General features: G+C 70.5%; 16 protein-coding genes. 9 read left to right on the forward strand and 7 right to left on the reverse strand.

What is annotated here, in order from left to right; all coding sequences use genetic code 11:
• Window positions 1-2: 2 nt before the first annotated feature.
• Window positions 3-788, forward strand: coding sequence for an SDR family oxidoreductase (locus tag K343_RS0105215; protein WP_028007149.1), 786 nt, complete (start codon window positions 3-5; stop codon window positions 786-788).
• A gap of 40 nt (window positions 789-828) precedes the next feature.
• Complete coding sequence (locus tag K343_RS0105220; RefSeq protein WP_028007150.1) at window positions 829-1533, forward strand: EthD domain-containing protein; 705 nt, start codon at window positions 829-831, stop codon at window positions 1531-1533.
• A 28-nt stretch (window positions 1534-1561) separates the two neighbouring features.
• Here the strand turns inward: K343_RS0105220 and K343_RS0105225 are convergent, their stop codons facing one another.
• Together K343_RS0105225 and K343_RS0105230 are read right to left on the reverse strand one after the other, a co-directional pair.
• Window positions 1562-2554, reverse strand: a complete 993-nt coding sequence (locus tag K343_RS0105225) for a flavin reductase (protein ID WP_028007151.1) — start codon at window positions 2552-2554, stop codon at window positions 1562-1564.
• An 87-nt stretch (window positions 2555-2641) separates the two neighbouring features.
• Entirely contained in the window at window positions 2642-4570 is a 1929-nt protein-coding gene (locus tag K343_RS0105230) for a DUF1302 domain-containing protein (RefSeq protein ID WP_028007152.1), read from the reverse strand.
• 183 nt (window positions 4571-4753) lie between these two features.
• Between K343_RS0105230 and K343_RS0105235 the strand changes: the two genes are divergently transcribed.
• The 6 genes from K343_RS0105235 to ygiD all read left to right on the forward strand — a co-directional run bounded on the left by K343_RS0105235 (window position 4754) and on the right by ygiD (window position 9011).
• Window positions 4754-6193 carry a WS/DGAT/MGAT family O-acyltransferase gene (locus K343_RS0105235; protein ID WP_028007153.1) on the forward strand — a complete coding sequence of 480 codons (1440 nt, stop codon included), beginning with the start codon at window positions 4754-4756 and terminating at the stop codon, window positions 6191-6193.
• A gap of 87 nt (window positions 6194-6280) precedes the next feature.
• Window positions 6281-6673, forward strand: coding sequence for a dihydrofolate reductase family protein (locus K343_RS21075; RefSeq protein ID WP_245585128.1), 393 nt, complete (start codon window positions 6281-6283; stop codon window positions 6671-6673).
• 63 nt (window positions 6674-6736) lie between these two features.
• A complete protein-coding gene (locus K343_RS0105245) occupies window positions 6737-7129 on the forward strand; it encodes a nuclear transport factor 2 family protein (RefSeq protein WP_028007154.1) in 393 nt (130 codons plus the stop codon).
• Window positions 7130-7170: 41 nt separating this feature from the next.
• Complete coding sequence (locus K343_RS0105250) at window positions 7171-7590, forward strand: GFA family protein (protein ID WP_028007155.1); 420 nt, start codon at window positions 7171-7173, stop codon at window positions 7588-7590.
• 51 nt (window positions 7591-7641) lie between these two features.
• On the forward strand, window positions 7642-8055 hold the full coding sequence (locus tag K343_RS0105255; RefSeq protein WP_028007156.1) for a hypothetical protein: 414 nt from the start codon (window positions 7642-7644) through the stop codon (window positions 8053-8055).
• 173 nt (window positions 8056-8228) lie between these two features.
• A complete protein-coding gene (ygiD, locus tag K343_RS0105260; RefSeq protein WP_028007157.1) occupies window positions 8229-9011 on the forward strand; it encodes a 4,5-DOPA-extradiol-dioxygenase in 783 nt (260 codons plus the stop codon).
• A gap of 16 nt (window positions 9012-9027) precedes the next feature.
• Here ygiD and K343_RS21080 read toward each other — a convergent pair whose 3' ends face one another.
• From K343_RS21080 to K343_RS0105285, 5 genes are all read right to left on the reverse strand, one after another.
• Window positions 9028-10347, reverse strand: coding sequence for a serine hydrolase domain-containing protein (locus tag K343_RS21080; protein ID WP_154662451.1), 1320 nt, complete (start codon window positions 10345-10347; stop codon window positions 9028-9030).
• Between the two features lie 24 nt (window positions 10348-10371).
• Window positions 10372-10689: a 2Fe-2S iron-sulfur cluster-binding protein gene (locus tag K343_RS0105270; RefSeq protein ID WP_028007158.1), complete on the reverse strand. Its 318-nt coding sequence runs from the start codon at window positions 10687-10689 to the stop codon at window positions 10372-10374.
• A gap of 13 nt (window positions 10690-10702) precedes the next feature.
• The gene (locus K343_RS0105275; protein ID WP_028007159.1) at window positions 10703-11932 is read right to left on the reverse strand and encodes an NAD(P)/FAD-dependent oxidoreductase; all 1230 of its coding nucleotides are present in this window, start codon (window positions 11930-11932) and stop codon (window positions 10703-10705) included.
• A 110-nt stretch (window positions 11933-12042) separates the two neighbouring features.
• Window positions 12043-12468, reverse strand: a complete 426-nt coding sequence (locus K343_RS0105280) for a 6-carboxytetrahydropterin synthase (protein WP_020648042.1) — start codon at window positions 12466-12468, stop codon at window positions 12043-12045.
• Window positions 12458-13162 carry an SDR family NAD(P)-dependent oxidoreductase gene (locus K343_RS0105285; protein ID WP_028007160.1) on the reverse strand — a complete coding sequence of 235 codons (705 nt, stop codon included), beginning with the start codon at window positions 13160-13162 and terminating at the stop codon, window positions 12458-12460. The genes K343_RS0105280 and K343_RS0105285 overlap by 11 nt, the downstream gene beginning before the upstream one ends.
• Window positions 13163-13340: 178 nt before the next feature.
• On the opposite strand from K343_RS0105285, the gene K343_RS0105290 reads away from it, so the two are divergent.
• Entirely contained in the window at window positions 13341-14261 is a 921-nt protein-coding gene (locus K343_RS0105290; protein WP_051277976.1) for an MBL fold metallo-hydrolase, read from the forward strand.
• Window positions 14262-14273: the final 12 nt, after the last annotated feature.

Below are 14273 nucleotides of genomic sequence, written 5' to 3' on the forward strand. Positions count from 1 at the left end.
AGATGCTGCTGAAGGACAAGGTGGTGATCGTATCCGGCATCGGCCCCGGACTCGGCGTGAAGCTGGCGATCGAGGCGGCGCGCGAAGGGGCGCGCGGCGTGGTCGTCGCGGCGCGCTCGGCCGACAAGCTCGACGATGCCGAGGCGCGCATCAAAGCGCTCGGCGTCAAGGCCGAGGTCGTCAAACAGGTTTGCGACATCACCCAGCGCGCGCAGTGCGACGCACTCGCCGCCGTCGCCGCGCAGCGCTTCGGCAAGGTCGACGCGCTCGTCAACAGCGCCTTCTACCACGGCGAGATGGACCACGCCTCGACCGCCGATCTCGACGGCTGGCGCGAGGTGCTCGAAACCAACCTGCTCGGCACGCTGCGCCTGACGCAGGCGACGATCCCGCACATGGGCAAGGGCGGCGCGATCGTCATGATCAACACCATGGCGGTGCGCAAGGTGCCGCCGCTCGGCGAAGCCGGCTACGCGGCGTCGAAAGCGGCGCTCGCCAACTCCGTGAAGTGGCTGGCCAAGGAACTCGGCCCCAAGGGCATCCGCGTCAACTCCGTGCACATGGGCTGGATGTGGGGTGCGCCGGTGCAGGGCTACATGGAATGGCAGTCCAAGGAGCACGGCATTCCGCTCGAGAAGCTCAAGGCGCAGGTCGCCGCCGACATTCCGCTCGGCGAGATTCCGACCGACGACGACTGCGCCAAGGCGGCGCTGTTCATGGTGTCCGACTACGCGGCGGCGGTGACCGGCGCCGCGCTCGACGCCAACGGCGGCGCCTACATGCCCTGAACCGGGAGAGGCCGCCGTCCGCTGCGGCGGCGGCCCGCCGATGGAAAAGATCCTCTATCTCGGCTGGCGCGATCCGGCACAGTCGCGCAACGCCTTCTTCGCCGACCTGCGCGAACGGCTGGCGCCGGCGCTGCAGGCCGCCGGCGCGCGCGGCCTGCGCCTGAACCTCGACGACGACGCGGTGCGCGAGGCCGACGGCATCCGCCAGCGCGTCTTCGATCCACCGCCGGACGCGCTGCTGCAGGTCTGGGTCGACAGCGCGATCGGCTTCCTGCGCAGCGGGATCGACGCCGCGGTCACGGCGAGCGTGCCGCGCCACGCGGCCTATCTCGTCACCGAGTCGCAGGCCATCGTCAATCGCGCGCATCCGCCGCAGCCGGGCCTGCGCACGGAAGGCTTCGCGCAGCTGGCGATCCTGCGCCGGCCGCCGCGCCTGAGCCCTGCGCAATGGCTGGACATCTGGCACAACGGCCACACGCCGGTCGGCATCGAGACGCAGTCGAACTTCGAGTACGTGCAGAACGTCGTCGTGCGCCCGCTGACGCCCGACGCACCGGCGATCGACGCCATCGTCGAGGAATGCTTCCCGGCGGCGGCGATGCGCGATCCCTACGTGTTCTTCGACGCGGCCGGCGACGAGGCGAAGTTCCGGCGCAATCTCGAGCGCATGATGACGAGCGTCCACCGCTTCATCGACCCGGGCACGATCGACGTGATCCCGAGCAGCCAGTACCGGATGTTCTGAGGCGGGAGCGCGCGCTGCCGGCGCGCGGTCAGCCGGCCGAGCGCCGCCGCTCCGCCTCGGGCTCCTGCCACAGCGCTGCCGCGGTCGGGTCGATCTCGCCGAGCAGGCGGTTGAGCAGCGACTTCAGGATCGGTGCGTCCGGACCGAGGCGTTCGAGCACCTGCGACTCCAGGGCCTTGGCGCGCGAGATCAGGCCGAGCGCGACCTCGCGGCCGTGCTCGGTCAGCTCGTAGGCGATGCCGTCGCCGGTGCGCGTCGCCGCCAGCCCCGCGGTGACCAGCGAGTCGAGCGCCTGCTTGCGGCGATCGTCGAGCACGCCGGCCATGCCCTCGGCGAGTTCGCTCGCCGTCAGCAGCGGCTTGAGCGTCAGCGTCGACAGCACGTAGAACTCCATGTCGCTGAGGTGCTGCGCGTCGAGCGCGGCACGCAGCTGCGCGAAGAAGCGGAAATGGCTGCGGCCGAGCAGATAGCCGAGAAAATCCTCAGAGAAACTGCCGGCCAGGTGCGCATTGCGCGGCTTGACGTCCGGCGCGTCGCGGCGCGTGGCGTGCGCGTAGCGGCCGCCGTGGAAGACCAGCGGCGCCGACTCGGCGCGGTCGAAGGCGAGCACCTCGCCGACGAAGATCAGGTGGTCGCCGCCCTCGTACTGGAACGCCGTGCGGCATTCGAAGCGCGCCGCGCAACCGCGCAGCAGCGGCACGCCGCCCTGCCCGGTGTCGACGTCGAGCCCGGCGAACTTGTCGATGCCGCGCCGTGCGAAGCGCGCCGACAGTTCTTCCTGATCGGTCGCCAGCACGTGCACCGCCCAGTGCTCGGCCTTGCGGAAGATCTCCAGGCTCGCCGAGCTGTTGGCGAGGCTCCACAGCACCAGCGGCGGACTCAGCGAGACCGAGTTGAAGCTGTTGGCGGTCAGGCCGACCGGGGCGCCATCGGCGGTGCGCGTGGTGATGATGGTGACGCCGGTCGCGAACGTGCCGAGCGCCTTGCGAAATTCGGTGGGATCGAAAACCTGCGCTGTCATCGCTGCACCGCGTGGGGGATCGGGACAAAAGCGCCTGCGCGGCGGAGGAGGCCGACCGCGCAGGCCAGAACCGGAGACCAGCCCCGGTCAGAAGTTGTACTTGACGTTGAGCGTCGCATAGTCGCGATCGACGTACGGGTTCGCCGCCAGCGTGGTGTTGCCGATCGTCTTGCCGGCATCGCCGAAGAACCAGTTGTAGCCGAGGCCGATCTGCGTGTTCGACAGATACGTCATCGAAAAGCCGAGGCTCGTGCGCATGTCGCCGTCGCCGTAGAGCGCACCCATCGCGCCGGCCAGTGCCGGGTTGTTCTTCAGGTACGCGAAGGTGATCGGCATGCTGAAGTCCCAGCCCGCGACGATGTTGTGCTTGGTCGGAATGAGCAGCGTGCTGATGCCGTAGGCGTCACGGTCGTAGACCAGGCTCTTGCCGTCGGCGATCGGCACGACGCCGGGCGAGGCGTCGACGCGGTCGACGTCGATCATGTGCAGATAGCCGGCTTCGGCGACGAAGGCGAGATCGTCGAAGAACAGACGCGGGTTGGTCGCGTACAGCGCCGAGATCAGCAGCTGGCCGCTCTTCGAGCGCGAGTAGACCGGGCTGAGATGGCCGGAGATCATCGTCTCGACCGCCGTCGGCGCGCCGTCGCGGTAGTTCAGCTCGCCGGCGACGTTGAAGCCGCCGAGCACCGTCGAGAAGCTCATCGCCGTCATGTGGATGCCGTCGTAGTACTCGACGTTGTACGACACCGGCACCGTCTGGTTGATGATCTGCGTGGTGATCGGCGTGCCGTTCGGCAGGAAGCCGAAGGGCGCGTAGCCGACGTTGAGGCGCACCGATGGATTCGGATCGTGGTAACGCAGGTGGTAGAGGCCGACGTTGGTGACCGAGGTCAGCTGGTACTTCAGGCCGAGGCCCCACTGGCCGAACTGGCTCGGCTCGATGTCCTTCTCGCGGTAGGTGTAGGTGTAGCGCGGCGCGTTCACCAGCTGGCCGACCGGCGCCAGGATCACGTTGCAGACCAGATTCTCGAGCGCTGGCGTGACCGGCGTCGGCACGGTGCCGACGTGCAGGTTCTGCAGCAGACCGGTGCAGCTGCCCGGGCCGCCGTACAGCGGGTTCGCCGAACCGTAGACGAAGCGCGCGCCCGGGCCGACGACGTCGGCCGGCGAGAAGTAGTCGCCGACCGGGAAGATCTCGTTCGGCCGGAAATCGAACTTGTAGTAGCCGAGCGCCGTCAGCTCGTTGTTGATCGAAGCGTTGAACGCGAGCTGCGGCACCGGCAGCAGGATGTCCTTGATCTCGGTGCCGGGGACGAAGGCCTTGGTCGCGTCGGCCTGGCTCTGCGCGCTGGCGATGCCCGACATGAACAGGCTCTCGCCCCAGGCGACGAGCTGCTGGCCGAGGCGGACGTTGATGCTGGATTCGTCGCCGAGATAGAAGGAGCCGTAGACGTAGGCTTCGAGCAGACGCGCGCGCTCGCCGTCGTAGTACTTGGTCGATTCGGTGAAGCGGTCGTAGTCCGGGTCCGGAATGCCTTCCGGCGGATTGCCCTTGTTGACCGTCAGCGGCGAATCGTTGGCGTTGTCGCGATGGTAGACGTCGTCATAGAACGCCGAGCCGCTGAGCACCGCGCCGAAGTCGCCGTGATGCAGCTGCATCTCGCCGTAGACGCTGAGGCGGTTGTGGATCAGGTCGCCACGGTTGAAGTTGCGGTTGCCGTCGTCGGAGTTGATCGACTGCGGCAGGCCCTGACCCTCGAAGCGGAAGATCTGGTTCGGCTGGCCGTCCGGAATGACCGGGAACAGGTACGACTGGAACTCCTCGACCGGGCCGTTGATGAGCCGCTTGTCCTGCTTTTCCGTACGCACCGCCAAGCCGTAGTTGGCGGTGACCTTGTAGTCCAGCGTGGTGTCCGTGCCCAGGTCGAAAGATCCCGCCTGCGCCTGCGACGCCGCCAGCGCCGCACCGTATGCCACCACCCAACCGCAACGCTTCCATGCTTTGGTCTTGTTCATCGACTCGCCAACCGGCTTGCGCCGGCCCTCCCTCCCGATCTTTATAGGAATTACGCCGCGCTAACGTAGGGGCAGCGCCGCGGACGAGCCTCACCCGAAATGACTAGCCGACCCGCCGAGTCTTGGCCCATGATGCAGATACAGGGCCGCGCAGACGGCCACATGATTCGCGGGGGGAGAACAATGAAATACCTGAGCCCGGTCGATGCCGCGTTCCTGCGCATGGAATCGCCGCGCACGCCGATGCACGTCGGCGGCCTGATGACCTTCCGCCTGCCGCCGGACGCGCCGCACGATTTCCTGCGCCAGCTGTTCGCCAAGCTGCGCGCTCAAATGCCGAGCACCGAGCCGTTCAACCTGCGCCTCGCGCGCACGCCGTGGTCGGCGCTGGCGCCGGCCTGGGAGCCGGCCCCGGACATCGATATCGATTACCACGTGCGCCATTCGGCGCTGCCGTATCCCGGCGGCGAGCGCGAGCTCGGCGTGCTGGTTGCGCGCCTGCACTCGCATCCGCTCGACCTGCGCCGCCCGCCGTGGGAGATCACGCTGATCGAAGGCCTGGAAAACGACCGCTTCGCGTTCTTCCTCAAGGTCCATCACAGCGCGCTCGACGGCATGGGCGCACTCAAGCTCGTGCGCCGCTGGCTGAGCGCCGATCCGCTGCAGCGCGACATGCCGGCGCTGTGGGCGTTGCCGGCGCAGCCGCGCGAGCCGCGCGAGGCGCCGCACGGCCACGCCGTCGAGCAGAGCATCGAGGCCGTGCGCACGCAGCTGCGCGCGAGCGGCGAGCTGGTATCGACGCTGCGCCGCATGGCGCGGCGCCGCGACAACCCGGAAGGCGGCATCCTCTCGGCCCTGTCGACGCCGCGCACGCTGCTCAACGTGCCGATCACGCCGCAGCGCCGGCTCGCCACGCAGCTGTTCGAACTGTCGCGCATCAAGGCGGTCAGCGCGGCGACGCAGAGCACCGTCAACGACGTCGCGCTGGCGCTGATCGCCGGCGCCGTGCGCCGCTACCTGCTCGAACTCGACGCGCTGCCGCACGAGCCGCTGGTCGCCTCGGTGCCGGTCGGGCTGCCACGCGCCGACGGCAAGCCCGGCAACGCCGTCGCCGGCTTCGTCGTGCCGCTCGAAACGCAGGCCGACGATCCGCTCGACTGCCTGCGCGTGATCCGCGCCGTCACGCAGCGCACCAAGGATCAGCTGCGCGGCATGTCGGCAGAAGCGCTCGCGCAGTTCACGATGCTCGGCCTCTCGCCGCTGCTCCTCGGCCAGATGGCGCGCGTGCTTTCGCATCTGCCGCCGATCTTCAACTTCGTCGTCTCCAACGTGGTCGCCTCCAGGGAACTGCTCTATCTCGAAGGCGCGGAGCTGGAAGCGATGTATCCGATCTCGGTGCTGTTCGACGGCTACGCGCTCAACGTCACCCTGGTCGGCTACCACGATCGCCTGTCGCTCGGCTTCACCGGCTGCCGCGACGCGCTGCCGTCGCTGCAGCGGCTGGCCGGCTACAGCGCCGAGGCGCTCGAAGAGCTGGAGCGGGCCGCCGGCCTCGTGCCGCACGCCGCCGGCACCGCGGAACATGCCCCGGCGCGCCGCACGCGCCGCCGCAGCGCGCGCTGAGCGTCGCGCCATCATCCGCGCCGACGTCAAGCAAATGGCCAGCGCTGCGATGCGCGGCACGCCACCATCCGCGCCGACGCCATCGTCATGGCCCGCAAGACCTTCGAGACGGCGTGCGACTTTCCCGAATGGCCGTACGAGGGCCGGACCGTCGTGGTCCTGAGCGAACGCGAACTGGCACTGCCGCCGCGGCTGTCCGGCAAGGTCGTGGCCAATGGCGGCGCGCCGGCCGCGATCGTGGCCCGGCTCGCCGCCGACGGCCATCGGCATCTCTATATCGACGGCGGCCTGACGATCCGGCGCTTTCTCGCCGCCGGCCTGATCACCGAGCTGACCCTCACCCGCGTGCCGGTGCTGCTCGGCGACGGCCTCCCGCTGTTCGCCGCCGACGGCGCCGGCGGCCAGCTCGAACATCTGCAGACCTCGGCGGCCGCCAACGGCCTTGTGCAGAGCCGTTACCGCGTCCTGCCGCCCGGCTGAGCCAATGCCGACCGCGCGGCGCCCGTACTTGTCCGCCGTCTGCACGCGCTCGACAATGCGCCGATGCCGTCCGCCCATGCCAGCGCCGAATCCGTGGTCCGCACCTTCTGGCGCCTGATGGCGTCGAATGACTTCGCCTCGGTCGCGGCCGTGCTCGACGAGCGCTTCGTCCTCGAATGGCCGCAGTCCGGCGAGCGCATCCGCGGCGCCGCGAACTTCGCGCGCATGAATCGCGAATATCCGGCGCACGGGCCGTGGCGCTTCGAGCTCCATCGCCTCGTCGCCGCGACGGACGAGGTCGTCACCGACGTATCGGTGACCGACGGCACGCAGCAGGCGCGCGCGCTGTCGTTCTTCACGGTCGAGCGGGGCCGGATCGTGCGCCTCATCGAATTCTGGCCGGAGCCTTACCCGGCGCCGGCGCATCGCGCGCATCTGGTCGAGCCGCTGCCCTGAGGGCGCCGTCGACCGCGATCGCGACGCAACGGAGACCCGGCATGGCTGACAGCAGTATCCACGGCGGCTGCCTGTGCGGCGCGGTGCGCTTCGCGATCGACCCGCCGTTCCAGAAGATGATCCACTGCCACTGCTCGCGCTGCCGCAAGGGCAGCGGCACCGGGCATGCGACCAATCTGACCGCCGACGCCGCGCAGCTGCGCTGGCTGGCCGGCGAGGACGCGATCAGCCGCTACGAGCTGCCGAGCGCGAAAGCCTTCGGCAAATGGTTCTGCCGGCACTGCGGCGCGCCGCTGCCGCGCTTGCGGCGCAACAGCACGCTGGTCGTGATCCCGGCCGGCTCGCTCGACACGCCGCCGCCGCTGACGCCGACCGATCACATCTTCTGGGCCTCGCGCGCGCCATGGGCCTGCGGCAGCGGCGGCCTGCCGACGCACGACGAATATCCGGCGTCGTGGTGAGCCGGCGCCGGCGCGCCTAGAATCGTCCGTCCCCGCTTCGGAGCCACGATCATGAAAGCCCTGAACTTCGTCCTCGCCGCGCTCGCGCTCGCCGGCAGCGCCGCCGCGACGGCCGAGGTCGGTGTGTCGGTGACGGTCGGCGAGCCCGGCTTCTACGGCCGCATCGACCTCGGCGACATGCCGCAGCCGCGGCTGATCTACCCGCAACCGGTCATCGTGCGCGGCGCGCCGAGCGGCGCGCCGGTCTACCTGCACGTGCCGCCCGGCCACGCCAAGCACTGGAGCCAGCACTGCGCCGAGTACGGCGCCTGCGGCCAGCACGTCTACTTCGTCGACGACGACTGGTACGAAAAGGTCTACGTGCCGTCCTACCAGAAACAGCACGGCCACGGTGCCGACCACGGCAACGGGCACGGCCCCGAGCACAAGCCCGACCGCGGACACGGCAACGGCCCCAGGCACTGAAGCTTCGCGCGCGGCCCGTCGTCGCCGCGCGCGCACTGCGGCACAGCGCACAAGCGCGACTTTCAGCCGCGCGCTAGGATCACTTCGTCACGGCGCGGTGAGGCGGACATGGACGACCGGACTCTGACGGACAGACGGCCGCGGCCGGTACATGCCGCGGCGGAGCCGGCCGCGTGAGCGCGGCGCGCATGCCGGCACTGTTCATCGGCCACGGCTCGCCGATGAACGCGATCGAGGACAACGCCTTCCGCCGCCGCTGGCAGGCGCTCGGCCGCGAGCTGCCGAAGCCGCGCGCGATTCTCTGCATCTCGGCGCACTGGGAAACGCGCGGCATCTATCTCGGCGCCACCGCGATGCCGGAGACGATCCACGATTTCTACGGCTTTCCCAAAGCGCTGTTCGACGTGCGCTATCCGGCGCCCGGCAGCCCCTCGCTCGCACAGCGCGTCGCCGATCTGCTGCAGGCGCAGCACACCGTGCATCTCGACCCCGGCCGCGGCCTCGATCACGGCGCCTGGAGCGTGCTGCTCGCACTCTGTCCGCGCGCCGACGTGCCGGTCGTGCAACTGAGCCTCGACATGCGTCAGCCGGCCGCCTTCCACTACGGGCTCGGCCGCGCGCTGGCGCCGCTGCGCGACGAGGGCGTGCTGGTGCTCGGCAGCGGCAATGCCGTGCACAACCTTTACGTCTTCGATTTCCATCAGCCGCAGCCGTACGGCTGGGCGCTGGAATGCGACGCGCGCTGGCGCCGCAGCCTCGAGGCCGGCGACCATGCGGCGCTGATCGACTACGCGCTGAACTTCGGCGACAACGCCCGCCTCGCGGTGCCGACCGCCGAGCATTACTTCCCGCTGCTGTATCCGCTGGCGCTGCAGCAGCCCGGCGAAGCGCTGCGCCTGTTCAACACGGCGGTGCTGAGCTCGCTGAGCATGAGCTCGTTCGTGATCGGCGCCTGAGCGCGCGGCGGCGGCGCTATCGCCCGCCGCGCACGATCGCGTCGCGCGGGCACTCGTCGGCGATCGCGCGCAGCACGCCGATCATGCGCGTGACGATCGCCGGCGCCATCGCCTTGCCGGTGTTGAGGATGGCGACCGAGATGTCGCGTTCCGGATCGGCCCAGCACAGCACGCTGATGAAGCCGAGATGGCCGAAGGCCATGCCGCTGCGCGGGCCGAACAGGCCGATCGGGTTCTGGCCGAGCATGAAGCCGGCCGAGAAGCGCAGCGGGAACATCAGCGTGCGGTCGACCTGCAGCGGCCCGACCGGGCGCAGCGCATCGGCGACGGTCTCCGGCCGGAGCACGCGCACGCCGTCGAGCTCGCCGCCGTTGAGCAGCATCTGCAGCACGCGCGAGACGTCGTCGGCGTTGGCGTAGATGTTGCCGGCCGGCACCACCGCCGACAGGAACGCCTCGTGGTTCGACGCCGCGACCGCGGCCGAGAACGGCACGCCGACCGCGCGCCGGATGTACGCGGTCGCCGGCCAGAACGGCAGCGGCCCGGTGCGAGCGTTGACCGGCGCCAGATGGCGCAGCTCCGGCGCCAGACCGAAGCTCAGGTACTGCAGTCCCAGCGGCTCGGCGAGCCATTCGCGCAGCAGTTCCGGCAGCTCGCGGCCGCTCGCGCGGCGCACGACTTCGCCGACGATGAAGCCGGCGCTGAGGGCGTGATAGGCCTGCTTGCCGAAATCCGGATCGAAGGGCCTCGCCCGGCACAGCAGGTCGATGATCTCGTCCCAGCGATGCAGCAGTTCCGGCGTCGGCTCGACATGCGGCACCGCCGGAATGCCGGCGCGATGCGCGAGCAGGCCGCGGATCGTGACGCGATGCTTGCCGTGCGGCGCGAACTCGGGAATGAAGTCGACGACGCGGTCGTCGAGCGACAGGCGGCCGTCGTCGACCAGCTTGTGCACGAGCAGCGCCGAGATCGCCTTCGACGCCGAAAACAGGCTGACCGGCGAGTCCGGCCGGATCACGACCGGCGCGCCCTCGTCGCCCGGCAGATTGCCGTGCACGCAGCCGATCGAGCGCTTGAGCACGATGCGGCCGCGCCGGCGCAGCACCATCGTGATCGCGGGATGCACGCCGCCGCGGAACAGATGCTCGACGGCCGCCCAGATGCGCTCGGGCGCGGCGGCGCGCATGCCGACCTCGCGCGCATCGACCTCGGCCTCGCGGTCGACGCGCGACACCGCGGTGAGATCGTCCGGCACGTGCACGCGCGTCCACACGCGGCGCCCGAGCGCGGTGGCCGTCTGCGCCAGCAGCGGCACGCAGGACAGGACGGGGCTCAAGCGCGGCGCTTCAGGCAGGCGCCGTCATTGGCCGGGCGGCACGTGCGCGACGAGGCCGTCGAGCGCGTCGGTCACCGGCACCTGGCAGCCGAGCCGGCTGTGCGGCCCCGGCGCCACCGCGCCTTCGAGCATGCCGGCCTCCATCTCGTCGGCCGGCGTGAGCTGCGAAAACCACGGCTCGTCGATGTAGACGTGGCAGGTCGCGCAGGAGCAGGAGCCGCCGCACTCGCCGACGATGCCGGGCACCAGATTCTGCGTCGCCGCTTCCATCAGCGACTGGCCGACCGGCGCGTCGACGATCTGGCGACGGCCGTCGGGCTGCACGAAAACGATCTTGGGCATGCGCGGCAGGGCCTCAGGCGGGCACGAGGTTCTTCAGCGGCACCGACTCGTCGGCGAGCTGCGCCGGATCGACGCTCGCCGCCATCGCCACCAACTTCTTGGCGAACATGAAATCCTGCGGCCGGCTGACGGCGTCGGCGGCGATCAGCCGGCCGTCCTTCAGGTAGAACGCGGCGAACGCGCGCCCGCCGAGATCGCCGCGCACGACGAAGCGATCGAAGCCGGACGACAGGCCGACCATCTGCAGCTTGAGATCGTACTGGTCGGACCAGAACCACGGCACCGCGCGATACGGATCCGGCTTGCCGGCCATCGTGCGCGCGGCGCTGCGCGCCTGTTCCATCGCGTTCTGCACCGATTCCAGGCGCACGCGGCGGCCGAGGAATTCGCTCGGGTGGTTGGTGCAGTCGCCGGCGGCGACGATGTCCGGGTCCGAGGTCTGCGCGTGCTCGTCGACGACGATGCCGTTGTCGACGGCGAGGCCGGCGGCCTCGGCGAGTTCGGTGTTCGGCGTCAGGCCGATGCCGACCACGACCACGTCGGCGGGAATCTTCTCGCCGCCGGCGAGCACCACCTGCGTCACTTCCGGCTCGCCTTCGAAGCCCTCGATCTGCACGCCGGTGCGCAGGTCGACGCCGGCCTCGCGGTGCACGCGCTCGAAGAACGCCGAAACCTCCGGCACGGTGACGCGCGCGAGCACGCGCGGCAGGCCTTCGAGCACGGTGACCTGCAGGCCGAGCTTGCGGGCGACCGCCGCGGTCTCCAGGCCGATGAAGCCGCCGCCGATGATGACGATGCGCTTGCCCGGCTGGCAGTACGGCTTGAGCTTCTGCACGTCGGCGATCGTGCGCAGCGCCAGCACGTTCGGGCGCTCGGCGCCGGGCAGCGTCAGCATGCGCGCGCGGCCGCCGGTGGTCAGCGCCAGCTTGTCGTAGGCGAACGCGCGGCCGTCGGCGAGCCGTACCGTCTTCGCTGCGCGGTCGATGGCGGCGACGCGCGCGTTGCCGACGAACTCGACGCCGATCTTGGCGAGCTGCGCCTCCTGGATCACGTACAGCCCGGTCTCGGCGATCTCGCCGGCGAGATAGGCCTTGGACAGCGGCGGCCGCCGGTACGGGATATGCGGCTCCTCGCCGAGCAGCACGATGCGGCCGGCGTAACCGAGCTTGCGCAGCTCGGCGGCGAGTTCGCCGCCGGCCTGGCCGGCACCGACGATGACGTAGGTCGAAGCAGCGTCGCTCATGGATTCAGGACCGTGCCGCCGCGCGGCGCATGAAAGGGTTCGGCGTCCAGTGTCCGGCAAGCGCGCGGCGCCGAGCTTCGACCGTTTGCAGTAATTCGGCGCCGCGCCGGTCACTCGCCGCGGTAGCGCACCCAGTTCTTTTCGGTCTCGTACAGCGTCAGCTCGTACATCAGCTCGCCGAACCGCGGCTGCAGCGCGTTCCAGAACACCACCGCCAGGTTTTCCGCGGTCGGGTTGATGCCGCGGCATAGCGGCGAGTCGATGTTGAGATTGCGGTGGTCGACGTGATCGAGGATGCGTTCCTGGATCGCGTCGCGCATCTCGGTCAGATTGACGACGACGCCGGTCTTCGGGTCGATGCCGCCGCGCAGCGTCAGCTCGATCACGTAGTTGTGGCCGTGGCCGTGGTCGCGCGCGCAGGGGCCGAACAGCGCGCGGTTCTCGTCGGCGCTGAGGCCGTCCGACCACAGGCGGTGCGCGGCGGCGAAGCTCGCGCGCCGCGTCAGATAGACGATGGGGCGCTTCTCAGTCGTCATTGCAATGCACCTCGACGATGGTGCCGCTGATCGGCCCGGACTGCGCGCGGTCGAGCAGGAAGGTGACGGTCGGAGCGATGTCGTCCGGCTGCGTCGACGCCTGGATGCCGAGCTCGCCGACCATCGCCGTGTCCATCGTGCCCGGCGCGACGGCGTTGACGCGAATGCCGTAGGGCTTGCCTTCGAGCGCGAGCGCCTCGGTGAGGCCGACGACGGCGTGCTTGGAGGTCGCGTACGCGCCGAAGCCGGCGAAGCGCTGCATGCCGCGCAGGCCGCCGAGCGAAGAGACGTTGACGATGTCGCCGCCGCTGCCGCGCGCGCGCCACAGGCGCATCGCCGCGCGGCACGCGTTGAAGGTGCCGCCGACGTTGATCGCCATCACCTCGGCGAAGCGCTGCGGCGTCAGCGCGGTCCAGATGTCGCCGCGGCCGAGGATCGCGGCGCTGCAGACCAGCGCATCCGGCGCGAAGTCGTCGATCGCGGCTTCGAGCGCGGCGGCGTCGCTGACGTCGAGCGGGTAGGCCTGCGCCACGGCGCCCTGCGCGTGCAGCTCGGCGGCCAGCGCCGCGAGCGGTTCGGCGCGGCGCCCGGCCAGACCGAAGCGCACGCCGGGCGCCGCCAGGCGGCGCGCGACCGCGGCGCCGAGCCCGGTGCCGCCGCCGGTGATGAAGATGGATCGTGTCGCGGAAGTCATCGCCACACTTTAACCCGGCGCGCCGCGCGCCCGCTTACGCCGAGCTCATGAGAAACGCGCACGGCGCGAAAATGCGCGGCGCCTTGCGGCGATCGCGCACGCCGGTGCTCGAAACGCCGGGCGGCGACGTTCAAGCTGGCCGCTCCTTCACCTTCGCCGCTGTCGCCGGAGTCCTGCCATGCGCCTCGCCGTCGCCGTCCTGCTCGCCGCCCTGCCCGCCATCACCGTCGCCGCCGAACCCGCCGCCGCGCCCGGTTTCGCGCGCCTGCAGCTCGGCGCCTACACCGTCGTCGCGCTGTCCGACGGCACGTTCACGATGCCGGCCGCGCAGCTGCTGATCGAGGACCGGCCGGGCATCGTCAAGACCCTGCTCGGCCGCGCCGGCTACGGCAACACCGTGCCCGGCGCGGTCAACGCCTTCCTGATCGACACCGGCGACAAGCGCGTGCTGATCGACGCCGGCGGCGGCGCGCTGCTCGGGTCGGGTCTCGGCCAGGTGCCGGCGCAGCTGCGCGCCGCCGGCTACGCGCCCGAGCAGATCGACGAAATCTGGCTGACGCATTTGCATCCCGACCACGTCGGCGGCCTCGTGCACGACGGCCAGGCGGTCTACCCGAAAGCGATCGTGCGCACCGAAGACCGCGAGCTGGCGTTCTGGCTCGACAAGACCGCCAACCAGCCCAAGGTCGACGACAGCGTCAAGGGCGCGTTCGACGGCGCCGCCGCCTCGCTGGCGCCGTACCGCGCGAGCGGCCGCGTGCAGACCTTCAAGCCGGGCGCGACGCTGCTGCCCGGCATGCGCGCGGTCGACCTCGCCGGCCACACCGCCGGCCACACCGCGTACCGCGTGACGAGCCGCGGCCAGACACTGCTGGTCTGGGGCGACACTGTGCACGTCGGCGCCGTGCAGTTCGCCGATCCCAAGGTGACGATCCACTTCGACAGCACGCCGGCGCAGGCCGAGGCGGCGCGCGCCAGGATCTTCGCCGAAGCCGCCAAGAACGGCGAGTGGATCGCCGCCGCGCATATCGCCTTCCCGGGCCTCGGCCACGTGCGCCGCGACGGCGACGCTTACGCCTGGCAGCCGCTGGCGCCCTGAACCGGGTCCAGC

Origin of the sequence: Solimonas flava DSM 18980 (genome assembly GCF_000426685.1) — a bacterium.
Taxonomy (GTDB): domain Bacteria; phylum Pseudomonadota; class Gammaproteobacteria; order Nevskiales; family Nevskiaceae; genus Solimonas; species Solimonas flava.

Bases quoted from the DNA above. Each gene is read 5' to 3' on its own strand.
- K343_RS0105215 (WP_028007149.1), top strand. From the start codon at position 3: ATGCTGCTGAAGGACAAGGTGGTGATCGTATCCGGCATCGGCCCCGGA.
- K343_RS0105220 (WP_028007150.1), top strand. From the start codon at position 829: ATGGAAAAGATCCTCTATCTCGGCTGGCGCGATCCGGCACAGTCGCGC.
- K343_RS0105225 (WP_028007151.1), bottom strand. From the start codon at position 2,554: ATGACAGCGCAGGTTTTCGATCCCACCGAATTTCGCAAGGCGCTCGGC.
- K343_RS0105230 (WP_028007152.1), bottom strand. From the start codon at position 4,570: ATGAACAAGACCAAAGCATGGAAGCGTTGCGGTTGGGTGGTGGCATAC.
- K343_RS0105235 (WP_028007153.1), top strand. From the start codon at position 4,754: ATGAAATACCTGAGCCCGGTCGATGCCGCGTTCCTGCGCATGGAATCG.
- K343_RS21075 (WP_245585128.1), top strand. From the start codon at position 6,281: ATGGCCCGCAAGACCTTCGAGACGGCGTGCGACTTTCCCGAATGGCCG.
- K343_RS0105245 (WP_028007154.1), top strand. From the start codon at position 6,737: ATGCCGTCCGCCCATGCCAGCGCCGAATCCGTGGTCCGCACCTTCTGG.
- K343_RS0105250 (WP_028007155.1), top strand. From the start codon at position 7,171: ATGGCTGACAGCAGTATCCACGGCGGCTGCCTGTGCGGCGCGGTGCGC.
- K343_RS0105255 (WP_028007156.1), top strand. From the start codon at position 7,642: ATGAAAGCCCTGAACTTCGTCCTCGCCGCGCTCGCGCTCGCCGGCAGC.
- K343_RS0105270 (WP_028007158.1), bottom strand. From the start codon at position 10,689: ATGCCCAAGATCGTTTTCGTGCAGCCCGACGGCCGTCGCCAGATCGTC.
- K343_RS0105275 (WP_028007159.1), bottom strand. From the start codon at position 11,932: ATGAGCGACGCTGCTTCGACCTACGTCATCGTCGGTGCCGGCCAGGCC.
- K343_RS0105280 (WP_020648042.1), bottom strand. From the start codon at position 12,468: ATGACGACTGAGAAGCGCCCCATCGTCTATCTGACGCGGCGCGCGAGC.
- K343_RS0105285 (WP_028007160.1), bottom strand. From the start codon at position 13,162: ATGACTTCCGCGACACGATCCATCTTCATCACCGGCGGCGGCACCGGG.
- K343_RS0105290 (WP_051277976.1), top strand. From the start codon at position 13,341: ATGCGCCTCGCCGTCGCCGTCCTGCTCGCCGCCCTGCCCGCCATCACC.